At 58.7% G+C, this 18,291-nt stretch carries 23 protein-coding genes; 8 read left to right on the top strand and 15 right to left on the bottom strand.

Annotation, left to right across the window (positions count from 1 at the left end; genetic code table 11):
• Positions 1 to 42: 42 nt before the first annotated feature.
• The 15 genes from AC2FNC_RS12120 to rplO form a co-directional block, all read right to left on the bottom strand.
• Positions 43 to 1,059 carry an amino acid ABC transporter substrate-binding protein gene (locus AC2FNC_RS12120; protein WP_480474036.1) on the bottom strand — a complete coding sequence of 339 codons (1,017 nt, stop codon included), beginning with the start codon at positions 1,057 to 1,059 and terminating at the stop codon, positions 43 to 45.
• A 205-nt stretch (positions 1,060 to 1,264) separates the two neighbouring features.
• Entirely contained in the window at positions 1,265 to 1,972 is a 708-nt protein-coding gene (locus AC2FNC_RS12115) for an ATP12 family chaperone protein (protein ID WP_480520347.1), read from the bottom strand.
• 3 nt (positions 1,973 to 1,975) lie between these two features.
• Entirely contained in the window at positions 1,976 to 2,647 is a 672-nt protein-coding gene (locus AC2FNC_RS12110; protein WP_496715453.1) for an HAD-IA family hydrolase, read from the bottom strand.
• Positions 2,644 to 3,687 (bottom strand): RluA family pseudouridine synthase, encoded by a 1,044-nt coding sequence (locus AC2FNC_RS12105; RefSeq protein ID WP_496715452.1) that lies wholly within the window; start codon positions 3,685 to 3,687, stop codon positions 2,644 to 2,646. Before AC2FNC_RS12105 ends, AC2FNC_RS12110 begins: the two co-directional genes overlap by 4 nt.
• 186 nt (positions 3,688 to 3,873) lie before the next feature.
• On the bottom strand, positions 3,874 to 5,184 hold the full coding sequence (locus tag AC2FNC_RS12100; RefSeq protein ID WP_480554832.1) for a replication-associated recombination protein A: 1,311 nt from the start codon (positions 5,182 to 5,184) through the stop codon (positions 3,874 to 3,876).
• A 3-nt stretch (positions 5,185 to 5,187) separates the two neighbouring features.
• A complete protein-coding gene (locus AC2FNC_RS12095; protein ID WP_496715450.1) occupies positions 5,188 to 6,573 on the bottom strand; it encodes a trypsin-like peptidase domain-containing protein in 1,386 nt (461 codons plus the stop codon).
• A 65-nt stretch (positions 6,574 to 6,638) separates the two neighbouring features.
• Positions 6,639 to 7,046 (bottom strand): hypothetical protein, encoded by a 408-nt coding sequence (locus tag AC2FNC_RS12090; RefSeq protein ID WP_496715449.1) that lies wholly within the window; start codon positions 7,044 to 7,046, stop codon positions 6,639 to 6,641.
• A 109-nt stretch (positions 7,047 to 7,155) separates the two neighbouring features.
• Complete coding sequence (rplQ, locus tag AC2FNC_RS12085; RefSeq protein ID WP_480474043.1) at positions 7,156 to 7,578, bottom strand: 50S ribosomal protein L17; 423 nt, start codon at positions 7,576 to 7,578, stop codon at positions 7,156 to 7,158.
• 175 nt (positions 7,579 to 7,753) lie between these two features.
• Positions 7,754 to 8,770 (bottom strand): DNA-directed RNA polymerase subunit alpha, encoded by a 1,017-nt coding sequence (locus AC2FNC_RS12080; protein ID WP_480474044.1) that lies wholly within the window; start codon positions 8,768 to 8,770, stop codon positions 7,754 to 7,756.
• 114 nt (positions 8,771 to 8,884) lie between these two features.
• On the bottom strand, positions 8,885 to 9,274 hold the full coding sequence (gene rpsK / locus AC2FNC_RS12075; protein ID WP_170462414.1) for a 30S ribosomal protein S11: 390 nt from the start codon (positions 9,272 to 9,274) through the stop codon (positions 8,885 to 8,887).
• A 15-nt stretch (positions 9,275 to 9,289) separates the two neighbouring features.
• Positions 9,290 to 9,658, bottom strand: coding sequence for a 30S ribosomal protein S13 (rpsM, locus tag AC2FNC_RS12070; protein WP_209505862.1), 369 nt, complete (start codon positions 9,656 to 9,658; stop codon positions 9,290 to 9,292).
• A gap of 264 nt (positions 9,659 to 9,922) precedes the next feature.
• The gene (locus tag AC2FNC_RS12065) at positions 9,923 to 10,282 is read right to left on the bottom strand and encodes a hypothetical protein (protein ID WP_480901035.1); all 360 of its coding nucleotides are present in this window, start codon (positions 10,280 to 10,282) and stop codon (positions 9,923 to 9,925) included.
• A gap of 16 nt (positions 10,283 to 10,298) precedes the next feature.
• The gene (locus AC2FNC_RS12060) at positions 10,299 to 10,943 is read right to left on the bottom strand and encodes an adenylate kinase (protein WP_267363761.1); all 645 of its coding nucleotides are present in this window, start codon (positions 10,941 to 10,943) and stop codon (positions 10,299 to 10,301) included.
• Positions 10,940 to 12,304, bottom strand: a complete 1,365-nt coding sequence (gene secY, locus AC2FNC_RS12055; protein WP_480474046.1) for a preprotein translocase subunit SecY — start codon at positions 12,302 to 12,304, stop codon at positions 10,940 to 10,942. Before secY ends, AC2FNC_RS12060 begins: the two co-directional genes overlap by 4 nt.
• Positions 12,305 to 12,414: 110 nt before the next feature.
• Positions 12,415 to 12,888: a 50S ribosomal protein L15 gene (gene rplO, locus AC2FNC_RS12050; protein WP_480496037.1), complete on the bottom strand. Its 474-nt coding sequence runs from the start codon at positions 12,886 to 12,888 to the stop codon at positions 12,415 to 12,417.
• Between the two features lie 319 nt (positions 12,889 to 13,207).
• Between rplO and AC2FNC_RS12045 the strand changes: the two genes are divergently transcribed.
• From AC2FNC_RS12045 to rplP, 8 genes are all read left to right on the top strand, one after another.
• Positions 13,208 to 14,242, top strand: a complete 1,035-nt coding sequence (locus AC2FNC_RS12045; protein ID WP_480607377.1) for a fatty acid desaturase — start codon at positions 13,208 to 13,210, stop codon at positions 14,240 to 14,242.
• Between the two features lie 148 nt (positions 14,243 to 14,390).
• On the top strand, positions 14,391 to 14,849 hold the full coding sequence (locus tag AC2FNC_RS12040) for a RidA family protein (RefSeq protein WP_496715447.1): 459 nt from the start codon (positions 14,391 to 14,393) through the stop codon (positions 14,847 to 14,849).
• Between the two features lie 122 nt (positions 14,850 to 14,971).
• A complete protein-coding gene (locus AC2FNC_RS12035) occupies positions 14,972 to 15,148 on the top strand; it encodes a hypothetical protein (protein WP_496715445.1) in 177 nt (58 codons plus the stop codon).
• A 270-nt stretch (positions 15,149 to 15,418) separates the two neighbouring features.
• Complete coding sequence (rplB, locus tag AC2FNC_RS12030; RefSeq protein ID WP_480474051.1) at positions 15,419 to 16,261, top strand: 50S ribosomal protein L2; 843 nt, start codon at positions 15,419 to 15,421, stop codon at positions 16,259 to 16,261.
• A gap of 3 nt (positions 16,262 to 16,264) precedes the next feature.
• Positions 16,265 to 16,543, top strand: coding sequence for a 30S ribosomal protein S19 (gene rpsS / locus AC2FNC_RS12025; protein ID WP_005980699.1), 279 nt, complete (start codon positions 16,265 to 16,267; stop codon positions 16,541 to 16,543).
• Between the two features lie 3 nt (positions 16,544 to 16,546).
• Complete coding sequence (rplV, locus tag AC2FNC_RS12020) at positions 16,547 to 16,927, top strand: 50S ribosomal protein L22 (RefSeq protein WP_039538267.1); 381 nt, start codon at positions 16,547 to 16,549, stop codon at positions 16,925 to 16,927.
• Positions 16,927 to 17,637, top strand: coding sequence for a 30S ribosomal protein S3 (gene rpsC / locus AC2FNC_RS12015; RefSeq protein ID WP_496715444.1), 711 nt, complete (start codon positions 16,927 to 16,929; stop codon positions 17,635 to 17,637). The genes rplV and rpsC overlap by 1 nt, the downstream gene beginning before the upstream one ends.
• Positions 17,638 to 17,649: 12 nt before the next feature.
• Complete coding sequence (gene rplP / locus AC2FNC_RS12010; RefSeq protein ID WP_267364819.1) at positions 17,650 to 18,063, top strand: 50S ribosomal protein L16; 414 nt, start codon at positions 17,650 to 17,652, stop codon at positions 18,061 to 18,063.
• The last annotated feature ends 228 nt before the right edge of the window (positions 18,064 to 18,291 follow it).

The following is an 18,291-nucleotide window of genomic DNA, read 5'->3' as shown; positions in this document are numbered from 1 at the left end:
GGAAAAAGGGCGCAGGTTGCCCTGCGCCCTTCTCCGTCGATATTAGCGGAAAGGCGGCGAGTACAGCAGGCCGCCTTCGGTCCACTGTGCGTTCAGGCCGCGTGCCAGACCAATCGGGGTTTCTTCACCGATGTTCTTGGCAAACACTTCGCCATAGTTGCCGCCGGCTTTGATCGCCTTGGCTGCCCAGTCAGCGTTCAGACCCAGCATCTCGCCCAGGGTGCCTTCGGTACCCAGCAGGCGGTTGATTTCGGGGTTTTCGGTGCCAGCGGCCAGTTCATCGATATTGGCCGAGGTTACGCCCAGTTCTTCAGCCGAGATCAGCGCGTTCAGAGTCCAGCGCACAACGTCGCCCCACTCGTGGTCGCCGTGACGGACCAGCGGGCCCAGCGGCTCTTTCGAGATGATTTCAGGCAGCAGGATGTGATCACCGGGGTTTTCGAATGTGGCGCGGGTTGCCGCCAGACCCGAAGCGTCGGTGGTGTAAACGTCACATGCGCCAGCCAGGTACTGCTGCTGTGCTTCGGCGTTGGTTTCGATCGGAACCGGTTCGTAGCTGATGTTGTTCGAACGGAAGAAGTCCGCCAGGTTCAGCTCGGTTGTGGTGCCGGTCTGGATACAAACGGTTGCGCCGTCCAGTTCCTTGGCCGAGCTTACGCCCAGTGCCTTGGGAACCATAAAGCCCTGACCGTCATAGTAGTTCACACCGGTGAATTCGAACTTCAGGTCGACGTCGCGGCTGAAGGTCCAGGTGGTGTTACGCGCCAGCATGTCGATCTCGCCCGAGGCCAGAGCGGTAAAACGTGTCTTACCGGTGGTCGGAACGAATTCTACCGCGCTTGCATCGCCCAGAACAGCAGCAGCAACGGCACGGCACAGCGATACGTCAAAGCCCTGCCATTCGCCATTGGCATCGGGAGCAGCAAAGCCAACCAGACCGGTGGTCACGCCACAGTTCAGCTTGCCGCGCGCTTTAACGTCGTCAACGGTCCCTGCCACGGCTGCGCCAGCAGCAAGACCGGCAATCGTTGCCGCGCCCAAGATTACGGATTTTTTCATTTTTACCTCTTCCTGATTTCCCGCCCCATCAGAGGCGGCTCTGCCCGGCAAGTGGATGCCGGATAGGTTACTCCAAAGGTGTCTCCCCTTTAGTGGCACTGAGTTTGGGCGTATTCATAAACAAACGTCAAGGGTCGGATCATCGAAAACGATGGATCAGACCCCAACCAATTTGAACATTTGGCCAAAAATCGGAAAATAAGGATCAAACCGACATATCAAAGAAGCGTTTAGCATGCAGAAACGCGGCTTTCTTCGTTTCGGCGACCACATGGGCCTCGTCATCGTGACCCCATTGTTCGACCTGCCAGGTTTCGTCCAGCCGCGAAATGTGCCAAATTTCGGCTGGTTCGCGCCAATCCATGGCCGCCGCAAACCCGAGAATCAATGACCCCGACAAGCTGACCAGATCGTGGAACGCCGCCAGTTGAAACGCATCCAGCGCGTGGACGCGAGCACGCAGCGCCGACAGGGCAGCATCAGATTGCGGCTTGTGCAGCACACCGATAACTGGCTGCAAGCGAGCAGACAGCGCGGCCTCGGCCCAGTCCAGCGCCGGGTCCCATTCGGCGCTTTGACGTTCCTGCAACTCTGACGGGTGTGTCGCCCGATAACATAGCAGGTCGGAATCGCCATAATCCGCAAGCATATCGGCAACTTCCCCGTGCTGGGACCGAACCTTGTCGATTGCCGCATTCGCCGAACGGGTGCATGGCATTGTCGACGGATCTACCTCTTTCTGCTGGGCATCCCATTCTGCCGCAACCGCTTCGGCCATGGCGCGGGTCGGCAGGATCAACGCCGCTTTGGCAGGGGTCTTGACGCGGCGGCCATCTAGTTCAACCGTAAACCCGCCGTCGACCTCGGTGATCCGGCTTTCTTTCCAGAAGCGTTTCGGTTTCCAGTCGCTCATGTTTCAGTTCCATATCCCGGCCAGCGCATTGGGCAACTGGTCAAAGGTCTCAATCACGCAGGTGGCCGAGGTCAAAGCAGACCGATCATGGTACCCCCATGCCACGCCGATGCCGCGCACTCCGGCAGCGGCAGCCATGTCCATGTCATAGCTTGTATCGCCGACCATCACCGCGCAGTCGGGTTCGACACCAGTCTCGGTCAACGCGGTCTGCACCATGGATGGATGCGGTTTCGACGGATGGTGGTCGGCAACCTGCCGGGTGACGAAGTAGGGCTCAAGCCCATGCACTTCGATCAACGCATCAAGCCCGCGCTGGGATTTGCCGGTTGCCACCCCAAGAAGCACTTCGGGCACGGCGTGCAAGGCTTCAATCGCCTCTCTCGCACCGGGATAGAGCGGAGAGCTGGCCGCGCCCATATCCACACGATGCGCGTGATAGGCTTCCTTATACCCTTCAACGAGATCGTTCTGGACCGAGGAAGGTTGGTCCGGCACTAACCGTGCGATAGCATGTGGCAGGGACAGCCCGACGATGGACAGGATCACCTCTCGCGTCGGTACAGGGATCGAAGCGGCCTGAAAGCTGGTGGTCATGGCGTGAACGATACTGCCCTGACTGTCGACCAGAGTACCATCTACATCAAACAGAACCAGCCGCAGGGGTGCGCTCATTGCAGCGCCTCAAACGGGTCGTCGGCGGCCAGATCCTCGGTCCAGCCGAAGGTGTCCCAGCTGTGTTTCATATGTTCCGGCAAGGGCGCTGTCACGGTCACAGGTTTGCGCGTTGTCGGATGCAGGAATGACAGTCGCCGCGCGTGCAGATGCAGCTTTTTGCTGATGATCCCACCCAGTTGCGCGCCCCAGCCATCACCCAGGTTTTCCTGCCCCGAGCCACCGTATTTGCCGTCGCCGATGATCGGATGCCCGATCGCTGCCATATGCGCGCGCAGTTGGTGGGTGCGGCCCGTGATTGGCTCCATCGCGACCCAAGCGGCGCGCCCGGCCACACGGTAGAGGGTCGCATAATGTGTATGTGCCCGTTTCGCACCGGGGGTGCTGTCGATCTCGTTCATATGGACGGGGATCATCTTTTCACCCTCGCCGTGCGCGCCATGACCAGCTGCTTTCACAAGACCCGTCTTGATTTCACCCAGATATGGCGTGGGAACACCTGCAACCAGCGCCCAGTAAATCTTGCGCGTGTCGCGGTGACGGAAAGCGGCTGTCAGCCCCTTTGCGGCTTCGCGCGTGCGGGCCAGCAGCAGAACACCTGACGTGTCCTTGTCCAGGCGGTGAACCAGACGCGGGTTTTCGTCATACCCAAACCGCAACGCCTCGGACAGGCTGTCGACATGCCGGGTCTGCCCGCTGCCGCCCTGAACCGGCAGGCCCTGCGGCTTGTTCAGGGCCAGAATGTGATCATCACGGTAGATCACGCAGGACTGGATCATCTTGGCATCCGCATCCGAGATACGATGCCTGACCTCAACCGGTTTGTGATCTGGCCCCGGCAACGGCGGCACACGAACCACCTGCCCGACCTCCAATCGGGTCGAGGCCTTGGCCCGGCTGCCATCCACGCGCAGTTCCCCCTTGCGGCACATCTTTTCGATGCGGCCCTGGCTGACATGCGGGAACAGGCGGCGCAACCAGCGGTCCACACGCTGATCGCCGTCCCCTTCAGCGACTGTAATCATCTGTACGCCACTCATGCCATTGCCCCTTGCGCCGCGCGGGTGATCCGCCCGGATTGCGTCTTTGTCCGTATCCCAGAAATCATGGGGGTCTCTCGCGCGCAACGCGGCAAGAGTCAAGGTATCAGACAGGAACCTTTGGCGTTCGCGAGGGCTCAGCGCCGCCCGCCACTTCTCGGCACGATCAGTGCATTCCCAGCCAGCCTAGCTGTTGCGCTGGGTCCGAAGCTTGGCGAAGTAATCGAGGCGCTTTTTCAGCTCACGCTCGAACCCACGCTCGACCGGTTGATACAGAACCGGGCGTTTCATCGTTTCGGGGAAATAGTTCTGACCGGAAAACCCGTCTTCGGCGTCATGGTCATACGCGTAGCCGGCACCATATCCCTGATCCTTCATCAGTGATGTGGGGGCATTCAGGATATGTTTGGGCGGTGGCTCGCTTCCCGATTGCTTGGCCAGCCGCATCGCTGCCTTATAGCCGACATAGGCGCCGTTGGATTTCGGGGCCAGGGCCAGATAGACCAGCGCCTGCGCCAGCGCCAGCTCACCTTCGGGGGAGCCGAGCCGCTCATACGTTTCCCAGGATTGCAGGCATATGGCCTGCGCCTGCGGGTCGGCCAGACCGATATCCTCGACCGCCATCCGTGTGATCCGACGCGCCAGATAGCGCGGGTCTTCGCCCCCTGTCAGCATTCGCGCGAACCAGTACAGCGCCGCGTCCGGGTCGGACCCGCGTACCGATTTGTGCAGGGCTGAAATCAGGTTGTAATGTTCATCGCCCGACTTGTCATATTTCGCCGCCCGCCGCATCAGACGCGTCGACAGCGCGTCCGTGTCCAACGGCGCATCAACCTTCCAAGCCGAAACCTGTTCGATCAGGTTCAACAACGCCCGTCCGTCCCCATCGGCCATTTCCTGCAACGCATCGCGGGCTGCGGGTGTCAACGGCAACGCGCGGCCCAGCTCTTTTTCGGCACGCTGGGTCAGGCGTTCAAGATCGGAAAGGCCAAGCCGTTCCAGCACCAGAACCTGCGACCGGCTGAGAACAGCGGCGTTCAGCTCAAAGGACGGGTTCTCGGTCGTTGCCCCGACAAGAAGGATCGTGCCGTCCTCCATATGCGGCAGAAAACCGTCCTGCTGTGCCTTGTTGAAGCGGTGAATCTCGTCCACGAACAGCAAGGTCCCCTGCCCATTCTGACGCCTGATCTTGGCCGCTTCGAAAACCTTCTTCAAATCCGGCACACCGGTGAAAATCGCACTGATCTGAACGAAATGCAGATCGGTTTCCTGCGCCAGCAACCGTGCGATCGTCGTCTTTCCGACACCGGGCGGCCCCCAGAAGATCAGGCTGGACAGACTGCCCGACGCCAGCATGACCCCCAGCGGCGCATTCGGGCCAAGAACCTGTTCCTGACCGATGACCTCGGCAAGAGTCTGCGGGCGCAACCGGTCCGCCAGGGGACGGTGTGGCGCAGCGGTGGGTTCCGTTGGCCCGGTATCGAACAGATCGCTCACGGGTTACAGCCGGAACCGCAATGAGACTGACCGGCCACCGCGCAGAAGACCCATCTGCACACGACGACCCGGATCTGTCAGCGCATTCTCTACATCCCCAGGACGTTCGATGTCATTGGAATTGATGCTTTCAAGAATATCCCCCGATCGCAAACCCGCGCGTCCACCATAGGGACCGGGATCAACAACAACGACACCTGTCTGGGACAGTGGCAAGCCCATATCAGAGATCACCGCAGGGTTGACGCGGGACACCACCAGCCCCGGCAGGACAGTGTCTTCATCCAATGTCGTCTCTTCAGCCGCCGGGACTTCGGGCGCTTTGATCAGTGCCACCTCAACCTCTTCGCTCTGGGTGCCACGCAGCCGTGTCAGAACCGATGTTCCCCCAACCCCTGCGACAGACATGCGAAACTTCATCTCGGCAGGTGAGTTCACTTCGTCCCCGTCCACATGGGTCACGACATCCCCCACCTTAAGCCCCGCCTCGCGCAGCGGGCTAAGGTCATGCAGGTCCGAGATGACAACACCCAGTGGGATGGCAAGACCAAGGGATTCAGCAATATCCGCGCTCATATGCTGACCGGTCATGCCTGCCCAAGGGCTGACAAAACTGTCATTGCCCTGCTGTGCCTGTTTCAGGAACTCGGCCACAAGATTTGCGGGGATGGCAAAACCGATGCCATTCGACCCGCCCGAGCGTGTCAGAATAGACGTGTTGATCCCGATCAGGTCCCCGTTCATATCAATCAGCGCACCGCCGGAATTCCCCGGATTGATCGCTGCATCTGTCTGAATGAAATACCCGCGCGCATTGCCCGTCGCCGTACCTGTACGCGCCAAGCCCGAGATGATGCCAGAGGACACCGTCTGCCCCACCCCGAACGGGTTGCCGATGGCAAGGGCCAGTTCGCCAACCTCGACCTGATCGGAATCGCGCAGGGTCAGGTAGGGCAGATCTTGCGCCTCTTCCAGACGCAGGATCGCAATATCGCTTTCTTCGTGCCCCAGTACGACCGTGGCAGAAAACTCGCGCCGATCGGTTGTCACGACCCTGATCTCGGTCGCCGAGCCTACAACATGGTAGTTGGACACAACGTAACCATCTTCAGACAGGATGACCCCGGAGCCCAGCGAATTCTGAACCCGCGGCTGCGGTGTTCCCAGGCTGCCGCCGAAGAAATCCCGAAAGAACGGGTCCGAATAAAACGGGCTGGCCCGCCCCTGCCGCACGATCTTGGCGTAGATATTCACCACCGCAGGCGAGGCCTTTTTGACCACCGGAGCAAAGCCCAGAGAGATTTCGGACTGTGATTGCGGGACGCGGGTTTCGGCAAATGCTGGCAGGGCCATGACAATCATAAGAGAAATAATGGATACGCGGATCATGGGGGCTCCGGATTAGATCATCCTTGGGATATGCGGGGCAAAGGCGATAAATGCAAGCCGCGCGCTCAGCTTCGGCGGCGCAGGAACTTGAGCCCGGACCAATCGGCGTCACCCGCGCAAACCTGCACGTCGACCCAGCCCAGCGGCAGGATTTCACTGCGCAGCATATCCTCGGTCACACCTGCGTGCAGTGGCGAAGATTTCTTGGCCCAGGACACCCACAGCATTCCTCCGGGCCGTATGTGGGCGATTTGCTCAGCGGCCATTTCGGCGATCTGGTTCGGGTGGTTCAGGAACATGTGAACCGCATCCGCGAGATCGGCTACGGGGTCGAACAGAACACCGTCGGCACCCGCTGTCAGGTTTGCATAATGGGCAAGGGCGTTGAGCGTACGGACCATGTATCCGGGTTTGAATCCCAGTTTCGCCCAGAGCGGTTTGCCCGAGTATCCTGCTGCGGGTTCACTTGCCATAACAGCCTGAACTTATGGCGCAAATCGAATGAAGGCAATTGGTTAGCTGAGGCACAAAAAAGCCCGCCCGATTGCTCGGGCAGGCGCATCAGGTCGATGACCGTTGTGCTTATTCTTCGGCTGCGGCCTCTTCGGCGGCAGCGCGGGCTTTGTCCGCGGCGCCTTTGGCATCGATGTCGCGATCGACGAATTCGATGATCGCCATCGGAGCCATGTCACCATAGCGGAATCCGGCTTTCAGGATGCGGACATAACCGCCCTGACGCTCAGCATAGCGGGGGCCCAGAACTTCGAACAGCTTGGCGACGTCTTTGTCTTCTTTCAGCTGTGCTGCGGCCTGACGGCGGGCGTGCAGGTCGCCGCGCTTGCCCAGGGTGATCAGTTTTTCGATGATCGGGCGCAGTTCTTTTGCTTTGGGCAGAGTTGTCTTGATCTGCTCATGTTCGATGAGCGAGCCAGCCATGTTTGCAAACAGAGCCTTGCGGTGCTCATGAGTACGGTTCAGGCGGCGGTAACCACGTGCGTGACGCATTTTTCAATTCCTTCTTTCGCGTTTTGCTTTGTCCGGCCTCCGATGCGTGTCAGAGGCTCACCTTGGGGCAGGATTGCCCGGATTGTACGTTTTGTACCGGCTTTCAGACCCCATTGGTCCGAAATGTACAAAACCTGCGACGGCAGGTTGGACCCGCCGCCGCAGCCGAAGATGCTTAGAATGCGTCTTCGAATTTCTTTGCCAGATCTTCGATGTTGTCGGGCGGCCAATCCTCGACATCCATGCCGAGGTGCAGACCCATGCCGGACAGCACTTCCTTGATCTCGTTCAGCGACTTGCGGCCGAAGTTCGGGGTGCGCAGCATCTCGGCTTCGGTCTTCTGGATCAGGTCGCCGATATAGACGATGTTGTCGTTCTTTAGGCAGTTTGCCGAACGGACCGACAGTTCCAGCTCGTCCACTTTCTTCAGCAGCAGCGGGTTGAACTCCAGACCATCGTCTTCGTCCTGACGGTTTGCCGATTCCGGCTCGTCGAAGTTGACGAAGATCGACAGCTGATCCTGCAGGATGCGCGCGGCGTAGGCCAGTGCGTCATCGGGGGTGATCGAACCGTCGGTATCGATCTTCAGGGTCAGCTTGTCATAGTCCAGAACCTGACCTTCGCGGGTCGGCTGCACGTCGTAGGCGACTTTCTTGACCGGCGAATAGATCGCGTCGATCGGGATCAGGCCGATGGGCGCATCTTCCGGCTTGTTCTTTTCAGCCGAAACGTAACCCTTACCGGTGTTGACGGTCAGCTCCATGAACAGGTCGGCGCCGTCGTCCAGGTGACAGATGACGTGATCGCGGTTCAGAACCTCGATACCTGCGCTTTCGCTGATGTCACCTGCGGTAACGATTGCCGGACCTTTGGCATTGATCGACAGGCGCTTGGGGCCTTCGACTTCCATGCGCAGGGCAACCTGCTTGAGGTTCAGGATGATGTCGGTGACGTCTTCACGCACGCCCGCAACCGAGGAGAACTCGTGCAGGACGTTGTCGATCTGGACGCTGGTGATGGCCGCGCCTTGCAGCGAGCTCATCAGGACGCGACGCAGGGCGTTGCCCAGGGTCAGACCAAAACCACGCTCCAGCGGTTCGGCAACCAGAGTCGCCTGACGCGCAGGGTCGTTGCCCGGCTTGGCTTCCAGCTGGGTCGGCTTGATCAATTCTGCCCAATTCTTGTGGATCATGTAATCCCTCCATTCCTGCCCGCGCCCCATGACCAACAAGGTGCAGACGCCCGAGGTTCAAAATGACGTGCTGGGGCCGTGTAAAAACACAGCCCCAGCTTAATTTCAGATCGCTTAGACGCGACGACGCTTCGGCGGACGGCAGCCGTTGTGAGCAATCGGGGTCACGTCACGGATCGACGTGATGTTGAAGCCCACGGCAGCCAGTGCGCGCAGAGCCGACTCACGACCCGAACCGGGGCCTTGAACTTCGACTTCCAGCGTCTTGACGCCATGTTCCTGCGCTTTCTTGCCTGCGTCTTCCGCAGCCATCTGCGCGGCATACGGGGTAGATTTCCGCGATCCCTTGAAGCCCATGGTACCGGCAGACGACCACGAGATGGCGTTGCCCTGTACGTCCGAGATCAGGATCTTGGTGTTGTTGAAGGTCGAGTTCACATGGGCAACGCCCGATGCGATGTTCTTGCGCTCTTTGCGCTTGATGCGAGTCTTATCGCGTGCCATCGGTCAGACCCTCCCTTATTTCTTCTTACCGGCAATGGCCTTTGCGGGGCCTTTGCGGGTACGAGCGTTGGTGTGGGTACGCTGACCGCGAACCGGCAGGTTGCGGCGGTGACGCAGACCGCGATAGCAGCCCAGGTCCATCAGACGCTTGACGTTCATCTGAACTTCGCGACGCAGGTCACCTTCGACGGTGTAGTTGGCGTCGATATGTTCGCGGATGGCCAGAACTTCGGCATCCGACAGTTCATTGACGCGGCGGTGCGCTTCAATGCCCACGGCTTCGCAGATCGCGTTGGCCGAGGTGTTGCCGATACCGGTGATATATGTAAGGGCGATTGGAACCCGCTTTGCAGTCGGGATGTTTACGCCGGCAATACGTGCCACGTGTCACTTTCCTTTTTGTTGCGGTTCCGTAACTCCGGAACCTTTTTTCACAACACTTTACCGTGGCAGTGACGCCAGAGGGTCCAGTATTATTCGAGGTGGTCGGGGCAATTGGGACGAATCCCGCATGCGGTCTTGATTCCCTTTAGGGATGGGGGTCGATATGGGCTTTTGGCGCTGGCGTCAAGTCCGAAACGAGGACCATCAATCTCGATGGTAATTACAGAGAACTCAAAAGCCTAGATATCGCGAACTTTGGAGCAGTTAAGACCACTTATCAACGCTGATGTTTGACCCTGGATCGTGAGCGATGCTCAATCCCATTCGTTGAAACTCATACTGAATAGCTAAAATCTGGTTTTGCAAAGCATCACGCTTACGACGGATGTCCCACGTGATCAAAGCAGGTAGACCAAATACAGTAAGGAGGTAAAACAGAGACACGCTGATATGCTGCAAAATGTACTCTGCCAAGAACAGCCACAATGCAACGATGGGTAATCCAAGCAAGAACCATCGCTTCGTAGACTTTATGAAAAGGCTGCGCCCCTCTTCCAAAAGATCTCTATAAAGATCAATCTTTGGCTCCAATTCAGGAGGCACAGCTGCGTTTCGATAAATCATACGAAGTCCCGGCGGACTAACCCAGTATCGCCTCGATCGACGCGGTGACTTCCTTGATATCCGCCAGCCCATTCACCGGACGCAGATCGCCCTTGGCGTAGTAATAACCGATCAGCGGCGAGGTCTTTTTATAGTACTCCATCAACCGTGTGCGCAGGCTGTCTTCGTTGTCATCGGCGCGGCGCTGGAAGTCATTTTCCTTGCCGCAATTGGTGCATTTGCCATCCGCCGGAATTGGCTTGGTGTTGTCGTTATAGACTTCACCACATCCGCCACAGGTTGAGCGTGCGGTGATCCGGCCCACCAGCGCGTCGTCATCAACGCGCATCTCGATCACGGTGTGCAGCGACTGGCCCAGCTTGGCCAGCAAAGCGGCCAGAGCATCGGCCTGCGCCAGCGTGCGGGGAAAGCCGTCAAAGATGAAACCGGCCCCTGTTTCGGTGGTCAGTTTCTCTTCGATCAGGCCGATCACGATTTCATCGGTGACCAGCTTGCCCGCATCCATGATCGCCGCAACCTTCCGGCCCATCTCGGTGCCCGAGGTCTTGGCCTCGCGCAGCATGTCGCCCGTGCTGAGCTGCACCATGCCGCGTGTTTCCACCAGGTGACGGGCCTGCGTTCCTTTCCCAGCCCCCGGGGGGCCCAACAGAATGATATTCATCGACGAGAGGGTCCCTTCCTGCCGCGTTTCTTGCTTTTGCCGCGCAGTTGAGACTTTTCGATAAGCCCTTCGTATTGATGCGCCAGAAGATGGCTCTGAACCTGCTGGATCGTATCCATGGTCACGGAGACGATAATCAGAACCGAGGTGCCGCCGAAATAGAACGGGATGGCAAACTGGTTGCGCAGAATCTCGGGCAGCAGGCAGACCAGTGCCAGATAGGCCGACCCCAGAACCAGCACGCGGTTGACCACGTATTCCAGATACTCGGCGGTTTTCTTACCCGGGCGGATACCGGGCACGAACCCGTTCTGCTTTTTCAGGTTGTCCGCCACATCATCCGGTTTGAACGACACGTTGAACGTGTAGAAATACGCAAAGAACACGATCATCGACGCGAAGAACAGCAGATACAGCGGCTGTCCGGGGCCGAAATTGGCCAGCAGCCACGACATGACCGGCCCATTTGCCGCGCCCGACGAGAAGGTCGAGATCGTCACCGGCAGCAGCAGCAGCGAGCTGGCAAAGATCGCCGGGATCACGCCCGCGGGGTTGACCTTGACCGGCAAGTGGCTGGAGCCGCCTTCGTAGATTTTCATCCCGGCCTGACGGCGCGGGTACTGAATATGAATCTTTCGCAGCGCCCGTTCCATGAAGACCACGAACATGATGACGGCAATCACCATCACGATCACGCCAACGATCACGGCGGGGCTGATTGCGCCCGAACGGCCCGACGCGAAGAACTGCGCCAGGGCGGCGGGGACCTCGGCGATGATGCCGACGAAAATGATCAGAGAGATACCGTTGCCGATGCCGCGTGCGGTGATCTGCTCACCCAGCCACATCAGGAACATGGTGCCGCCGACCAGTGTGATCATGGTCGACATGCGGAAATACAGCCCCGGATCGGTCGCCAGATCGCCCGATTCCAGCGAAACGGCCAGACCATAGGCCTGGACGGTGGCCAGCGCCACGGTGCCGAAACGGGTGTATTGGTTGATCTTCTTGCGGCCCTGCTCGCCCTCTTTCTTGAGCTGTTCGAGCGCGGGAACCATCGACGTCAGCAGCTGCACGATGATCGAGGCCGAGATATAGGGCATGATGCCAAGGGCAAAGATGCCCATTCGGCCAAGCGCCCCGCCTGTAAACATCGAAACCATACCGCCGATGCCCTGCCCCGCCTGCTCCATGAACTCGCGCAATGCTGCTCCGTCGATCCCCGGCACCGGAATGAAGGTGCCCAGACGATAGACGATCAGCAAACCCAGCGTGAACAGGATGCGGTTGCGCAGATCGGTGGCCTTGCCAAGGGCAGCCCAGCTTGTGTTGGCTGCCATTTGTTCTGCTGCTGATACCATAAAGTCGGTCTCTCTTATGCAAACGCCGCCCGGAACCGTTTTCCGGCTCGGACGGCGTCTTGGAAAACTCTGAAGTCTATGTAAGCGGGTCTTTGCCCGCTCACAAGCGCTTACTCTGCCGCAGCGGCTTTTGTGACTTTCAGTGAACCGCCCGCTTTTTCAACTGCCTCGACGGCAGCTTTCGACGCACCGGTCACTTCCAGATCAACCTTGGCGCTGATCTCGCCTTTGGCCAGAACGCGGATACCGTCCAGCTTGCGGCGGACCAGACCGGACGCAACCAGAGCGTCTTCGGTGATCGCGGCCTTGGCGTCCAGCTTGCCGGCTTCGACGAATTTCTGGATCAGGCCCAGGTTGATGACGGCGAATTCCTTGCGGTTTGGCTTGTTGAAGCCACGCTTGGGCAGACGCTGGTACAAGGGCATCTGACCGCCCTCGTAGCCATTGATGGCCACACCCGAGCGGGATTTCTGGCCTTTGATACCACGGCCACCCATTTTACCTTTGCCGGAACCCGGACCACGGCCAACGCGGGTGCGTTTTGGGGCGGCGCCAGGATTGTCGCGCAATTCGTTCAGTTTCATTTCGCTTCTCCTAAGCCGGATATGACCCCCGAAGCGTGATGGGCCAAACACGGCATTTCTTGGTTTTGATTCTCGCGGCCAAAAAGCCACCGCAGGCGTATAGGCCCGATGGCAGGGCTTGGCAAGACTGTAGATCGCCAGCCGCTTGTCATGACCGGCAAAAGCCCCGGGACCGGCCCCGCGGGTGAACCCAAAAGGACACCTTCACCGGGGTCTGACCGAAAATCGAGCACGAAATATGGCGATTTTGGCAATTATCGCTTGCCATGACCGGGCGGTAGTCTATCCGGATTGCCACAAACAAGAACTTGGCAGGCGCATGACTGAAACCACTCTCTCGACCCGGAAACAGCCGGAGACTACCGCTGCACGTGACTGGGTAACAACGCTTGCCAAATATCGCGAACCCGACCAGCTGCGCAGCGCGTTTGAGCTGGGCGTCAGTGTCATCCCCTTCTTCGCGCTCTGGGCTTTGTCCTGGATGTCGCTGTCGGTCAGCTATTGGCTGGCTTTTGCGATTTCCGTTCTCAACGCGGCCTTTCTGTTGCGCCTGTTTGCCATCCAGCACGATTGCGGGCACGGCGCGTTCTTCAAGAACCGGACGGTCAGTGACTGGGTTGGACGCTCGATCGGAGTTCTGACGCTGACACCTTATGATGTCTGGCGCCGCACGCATTCCACACATCACAACAGTTCCGGCAATCTGGGCAAACGCGGGATGGGTGATATCCACACCCTGACCGTGGCCGAATATCAGGCGAAAACCCCGATGAACCGGTTCTGGTATCGTGTGTATCGAAACCCGATCACCCTGTTCGTCTTTGGCCCCGGATATCTGTTCCTGTTTCAGAACCGCCTTCCACTGGGTCTGACCGACAGCGTCCGGTTCTGGGTCAGCGCGATGGCCACCAATCTTGCAATTCTGGTTGCGCTTGTGGCCATCTACTATTTTGGCGGGCTGATGCCGATGGTGCTGATCTTCCTGCCCTCGACCCTGATTGCCGCCACCGCCGGGGTATGGCTGTTCTATGTGCAACACCAGTTCGAGGACACACATTGGGACGCCGATGAAGACTGGCAGTTGCACGAAGCGGCGCTGCACGGAAGCTCTCATTATATATTGCCGTCCGTGTTGCAGTGGTTCACCGCCAATATCGGCATCCACCACGTGCATCACCTGTACAGCCGCATTCCGTTCTATCGCCTGACCGAAGTGCTGCGCGACCATGATGAGCTGGCCAACAGCAACCGGATGACCATCCGCGAGAGCCTCGCCAACGCGCGCCTGCACCTGTGGGATGAGCAAAGCCGCCGTCTGCTGTCCTTTGCCGAGGCCCGCGCGCTTTATGGGTGAGGGGTTCGTTCAACGGCTCTGAACGCCGGAAAGAAAACTTCGAAAAAGCAGGAGTTCTTTTACTTAGATGAGTTTCTGCTGGGAGCCCAAAACTGCCTTCGGGCGGCTGATCTTTCGGTGATGTGAGGCGGGCACAGTTACTCTGCTCATGTTTCTCATTATGCTCGTTGGGTGTATAAAGAAACGTCATCAACGATTGAGGAGAAAGCCTGTGCCGCCAAAAGTGGAGTACTCCACACCTCCCAACACGATGAACCCAATCGGGCCGTACAGCCATATCGCCAAATCAGGAGATTTCATCGCAATTGGCGCAACGGCTGGCGTTGATCCAGCAACCGGGCGTCTCGCGGGGCCGGATGTCATATCGCAAACCCTGCAGATACTGAACTCATTCGAGATCATGCTTGAATCTGTTGGATCCAATCTCGCCCACATCCTTCACATCAACGTCTTTCTCAAGGACATGAAGGATTTCGAGGCGATGAACGCTGCCTATGAAAGCAAGATGGCACACCTGCGGCCGGCGAGAACGGCAATATCTGTGGTTGGTCTCCCAAAGGAAAATGCCCTCATCACCATGAATTTGACTGCGGTTACTGCGGGCTAGCGCAAGAACCCGCATATCTGAATATCAGGTTCTTGATCTGCTGGACGCGACCGACTGAACGGCTGCATTGTCCCGCATTGCGGTCATTGCCCCTAGAGTTTGATGCGGATAGTGTCATTCTAATGAAATATATCCCCAAAGAAACGACAGATGACGCCCTTATTAAAGAGTTCCTAGATAAGGGAGGCAAAGTCAGCGTCGGAAAAACCAATCCTGCACGCGTTGAGCTTGGTTTATGCAACAATGTTTGGAATAACAAGCTGACCAAGGACGAGAAGGCCGCGCGCGACAAAAAGTGATCGTGCAGGAGCGGATCGTCTTTCGCGCTCTTAAACGCCGAAACGTGCGTGTGCAGGCTTTCTGATATGTGCTAAGAGAATGTGCTTTATCCTATAGACACCCACCGCCAACACTGCTAAACGCACCCAATCTTGCGGCCTCGGATTCGTTCCGGGGCCTTAGATATTTTGCAACCGGGGACCTTCGGGGCCCTATACCTTTGGCACCTACGGGGGCCTATCACATAGCGGGGGACCTCCCCTGCACTTGCTAAACGGAAGACAGAAAGCATGGCACTCAAGTCGTACAAGCCGACGACGCCGGGCCAGCGCGGGCTGGTGCTGATCGACCGTTCGGAGCTTTGGAAAGGACGTCCGGTCAAGTCTCTCACAGAGGGTTTGACCAAATCGGGCGGCCGGAACAACACCGGACGGATCACTTCACGCCGCCGCGGCGGTGGCGCAAAGCGTCTCTACCGGATCGTTGACTTCAAACGGAACAAATTTGATGTCGCGGCAACCGTCGAGCGGATCGAATATGACCCGAACCGGACCGCGTTCATCGCACTGGTAAAATACGAAGACGGCGAGCAGGCGTATATCCTGGCTCCGCAGCGTCTGGCTGTTGGTGACAAGGTCATCGCGTCGGCAAAGGCCGATATCAAGCCGGGCAACGCAATGCCGTTCTCGGGCATGCCCATCGGTACCATCGTCCACAACATCGAGATGAAGCCTGGCAAAGGCGGTCAGATCGCACGTGCGGCCGGTACTTACGCGCAATTCGTGGGCCGCGATGGCGGCTACGCTCAGATCCGTCTGAGCTCGGGCGAGCTGCGCATGGTCCGTCAGGAATGCATGGCCACCATCGGTGCCGTGTCCAACCCCGACAACAGCAACCAGAACATCGGTAAAGCCGGTCGTATGCGCCACAAGGGCGTGCGTCCGTCGGTTCGTGGTGTTGCTATGAACCCGATCGACCACCCGCATGGTGGTGGTGAGGGTCGTACCTCGGGTGGCCGTACGCCGGTTACGCCGTGGGGTAAGGACACCAAGGGTAAGCGTACCCGCAACAAGAACAAAGCGTCCCAGAAGCTGATCATCCGCTCGCGGCACGCCAAGAAGAAGGGACGTTAATCCATGTCTCGCTCTGTTTGGAAGGGTCCTTTCGTCGATGCTTACGTGCTGAAAAAAGCCGAAGCAGCGCGCGAGTCGGGCCGCAACGAAGTCATCAAGATCTGGTCGCGTCGTTCCACCATCCTGCCCCAGTTCGTGGGTCTGACCTTTGGTGTGTACAACGGCCAGAAGCATATCCCGGTAAACGTCTCGGAAGACATGATCGGTCAGAAGTTCGGTGAATATTCGCCGACCCGGACCTATTATGGCCACGCCGCAGACAAAAAAGCGAAGCGGAAGTAAGTCATGGGCAAGGAAAAGAACCCCCGCCGCGTGGCTGAAAACGAAGCAATGGCGAAAACGCGCATGCTTCGCACCAGCCCGCAGAAACTGAACCTGGTTGCGCAAATGATCCGCGGCAAGAAAGTCGAGAAGGCCCTGACCGACCTGACTTTCTCGAACAAGCGCGTCGCGCAGGACGTCAAGAAGTGCCTGCAGTCCGCAATCGCGAATGCCGAAAACAACCACAACCTGGACGTTGACGAGCTGATCGTCGCCGAAGCCTGGGTTGGCAAGAACCTGGTCATGAAGCGCGGTCGCCCGCGTGCCCGTGGCCGTTTCGGCAAGATCATGAAGCCGTTCTCGGAGATCACCATCAAGGTGCGTCAAGTTGAGGAGCAAGCCTAATGGGACATAAAGTCAATCCGATCGGCATGCGCCTTCAGGTCAACCGCACCTGGGACAGCCGCTGGTACGCAGATACCAAGGACTACGGTGATCTTCTGCTGGAAGACCTCAAGATCCGTGAGTTCATCCAGAAAGAGTGCAAGCAGGCCGGTGTTGCCCGTGTGATCATCGAACGTCCGCACAAGAAGTGCCGCGTTACGATCCACGCCGCACGTCCGGGTGTCATCATCGGCAAGAAAGGTGCGGACATCGAAGTCCTGCGCAAGAAGCTGGCTGCGATGACCGACAGCGAACTGCACCTGAACATCGTCGAAGTGCGCAAGCCCGAACTTGACGGTCAACTGGTTGCCGAGTCGATCGCTCAGCAGCTGGAACGCCGTGTTTCGTTCCGCCGCGCGATGAAGCGTGCCGTACAGAACGCTATGCGCATGGGCGCCCTGGGTATCCGGGTGAACGTCGCTGGCCGTCTGGGTGGTGCCGAAATCGCACGGACCGAATGGTACCGCGAAGGCCGTGTGCCGCTGCACACGCTGCGCGCCGACATCGATTACGCACATGCCGAAGCGATGACCCCCTACGGGATCATCGGGATCAAGGTCTGGATCTTCAAAGGGGAGATCATGGAGCACGATCCGCAGGCACGTGACCGTAAAGCACAGGAACTCCAGGACGGCCCTGCACCTCGTGGTGCTGGTGGCGGTCGTCGCTAAGGAGGGAAAGATATGCTTCAACCAAAGCGTACAAAATTCCGCAAGTTGCACAAAGGCCGGATCAAGGGCGAAGCCAAGGGCGGCTCTGATCTGAACTTTGGCACCTACGGCCTGAAAGCGATTGAGCCTGAGCGTGTAACCGCACGCCAGATCGAGGCTGCACGTCGTGCCATGACGCGTCACATGAAGCGTCAGGGCCGTGTCTGGATCCGCATCTTCCCCGACACTCCGGTCACGGCAAAGCCGATCGAAGTTCGTATGGGTAAAGGTAAGGGTTCGGTCGACCGCTGGGTTTGCAAGGTCAAGCCCGGTCGCGTGATGTTCGAGATCGACGGCGTCAATGACGACATCGCCCGCGAGGCCCTGCGCCTGGCTGCGATGAAGCTGCCGATCAAGACCCGCGTCGTGGTTCGCGAAGACTGGTAAGCGATCCGGGGCACCCCCGCTCGTGACAAGATTGACCCCCGTCGGAACACCGGCGGGGGTTTTTCTTTAGGGGGCTCTGCCCCCGCCGCGCGTGCCGCGCGCCTCCCCCGGGATATTTTGGGCCAGATGAAGCAGGGGATCCGTTCTTCATCTGGCTGCAAATATCCCGGAGCGCGAGGCAGAGCCTCGCAAAACAGCCATCGCCTTCACCGCGCGGCTGGTTTAAGA

This window comes from Ruegeria sp. BHSA123 (assembly GCF_059613425.1).
This window is presented reverse-complemented; position numbering and strand designations above follow the sequence as displayed.

Coding starts and splice junctions, on each gene's coding strand:
- AC2FNC_RS12090 (WP_496715449.1), bottom strand. CDS start 7,046: ATGGCAAGTGAACCCGCAGCAGGATACTCGGGCAAACCGCTCTGGGCG.
- rplQ (WP_480474043.1), bottom strand. CDS start 7,578: ATGCGTCACGCACGTGGTTACCGCCGCCTGAACCGTACTCATGAGCAC.
- AC2FNC_RS12035 (WP_496715445.1), top strand. CDS start 14,972: ATGAAATATATCCCCAAAGAAACGACAGATGACGCCCTTATTAAAGAG.
- rpsS (WP_005980699.1), top strand. CDS start 16,265: ATGTCTCGCTCTGTTTGGAAGGGTCCTTTCGTCGATGCTTACGTGCTG.
- AC2FNC_RS12105 (WP_496715452.1), bottom strand. CDS start 3,687: ATGAGTGGCGTACAGATGATTACAGTCGCTGAAGGGGACGGCGATCAG.
- rplP (WP_267364819.1), top strand. CDS start 17,650: ATGCTTCAACCAAAGCGTACAAAATTCCGCAAGTTGCACAAAGGCCGG.
- AC2FNC_RS12110 (WP_496715453.1), bottom strand. CDS start 2,647: ATGAGCGCACCCCTGCGGCTGGTTCTGTTTGATGTAGATGGTACTCTG.
- rplB (WP_480474051.1), top strand. CDS start 15,419: ATGGCACTCAAGTCGTACAAGCCGACGACGCCGGGCCAGCGCGGGCTG.
- rplV (WP_039538267.1), top strand. CDS start 16,547: ATGGGCAAGGAAAAGAACCCCCGCCGCGTGGCTGAAAACGAAGCAATG.
- AC2FNC_RS12120 (WP_480474036.1), bottom strand. CDS start 1,059: ATGAAAAAATCCGTAATCTTGGGCGCGGCAACGATTGCCGGTCTTGCT.
- AC2FNC_RS12080 (WP_480474044.1), bottom strand. CDS start 8,770: ATGATCCACAAGAATTGGGCAGAATTGATCAAGCCGACCCAGCTGGAA.
- secY (WP_480474046.1), bottom strand. CDS start 12,304: ATGGTATCAGCAGCAGAACAAATGGCAGCCAACACAAGCTGGGCTGCC.
- AC2FNC_RS12045 (WP_480607377.1), top strand. CDS start 13,208: ATGACTGAAACCACTCTCTCGACCCGGAAACAGCCGGAGACTACCGCT.
- AC2FNC_RS12060 (WP_267363761.1), bottom strand. CDS start 10,943: ATGAATATCATTCTGTTGGGCCCCCCGGGGGCTGGGAAAGGAACGCAG.
- rpsK (WP_170462414.1), bottom strand. CDS start 9,274: ATGGCACGCGATAAGACTCGCATCAAGCGCAAAGAGCGCAAGAACATC.
- AC2FNC_RS12040 (WP_496715447.1), top strand. CDS start 14,391: ATGTTTCTCATTATGCTCGTTGGGTGTATAAAGAAACGTCATCAACGA.
- rpsC (WP_496715444.1), top strand. CDS start 16,927: ATGGGACATAAAGTCAATCCGATCGGCATGCGCCTTCAGGTCAACCGC.
- AC2FNC_RS12095 (WP_496715450.1), bottom strand. CDS start 6,573: ATGATCCGCGTATCCATTATTTCTCTTATGATTGTCATGGCCCTGCCA.
- rplO (WP_480496037.1), bottom strand. CDS start 12,888: ATGAAACTGAACGAATTGCGCGACAATCCTGGCGCCGCCCCAAAACGC.
- AC2FNC_RS12065 (WP_480901035.1), bottom strand. CDS start 10,282: ATGATTTATCGAAACGCAGCTGTGCCTCCTGAATTGGAGCCAAAGATT.
- AC2FNC_RS12115 (WP_480520347.1), bottom strand. CDS start 1,972: ATGAGCGACTGGAAACCGAAACGCTTCTGGAAAGAAAGCCGGATCACC.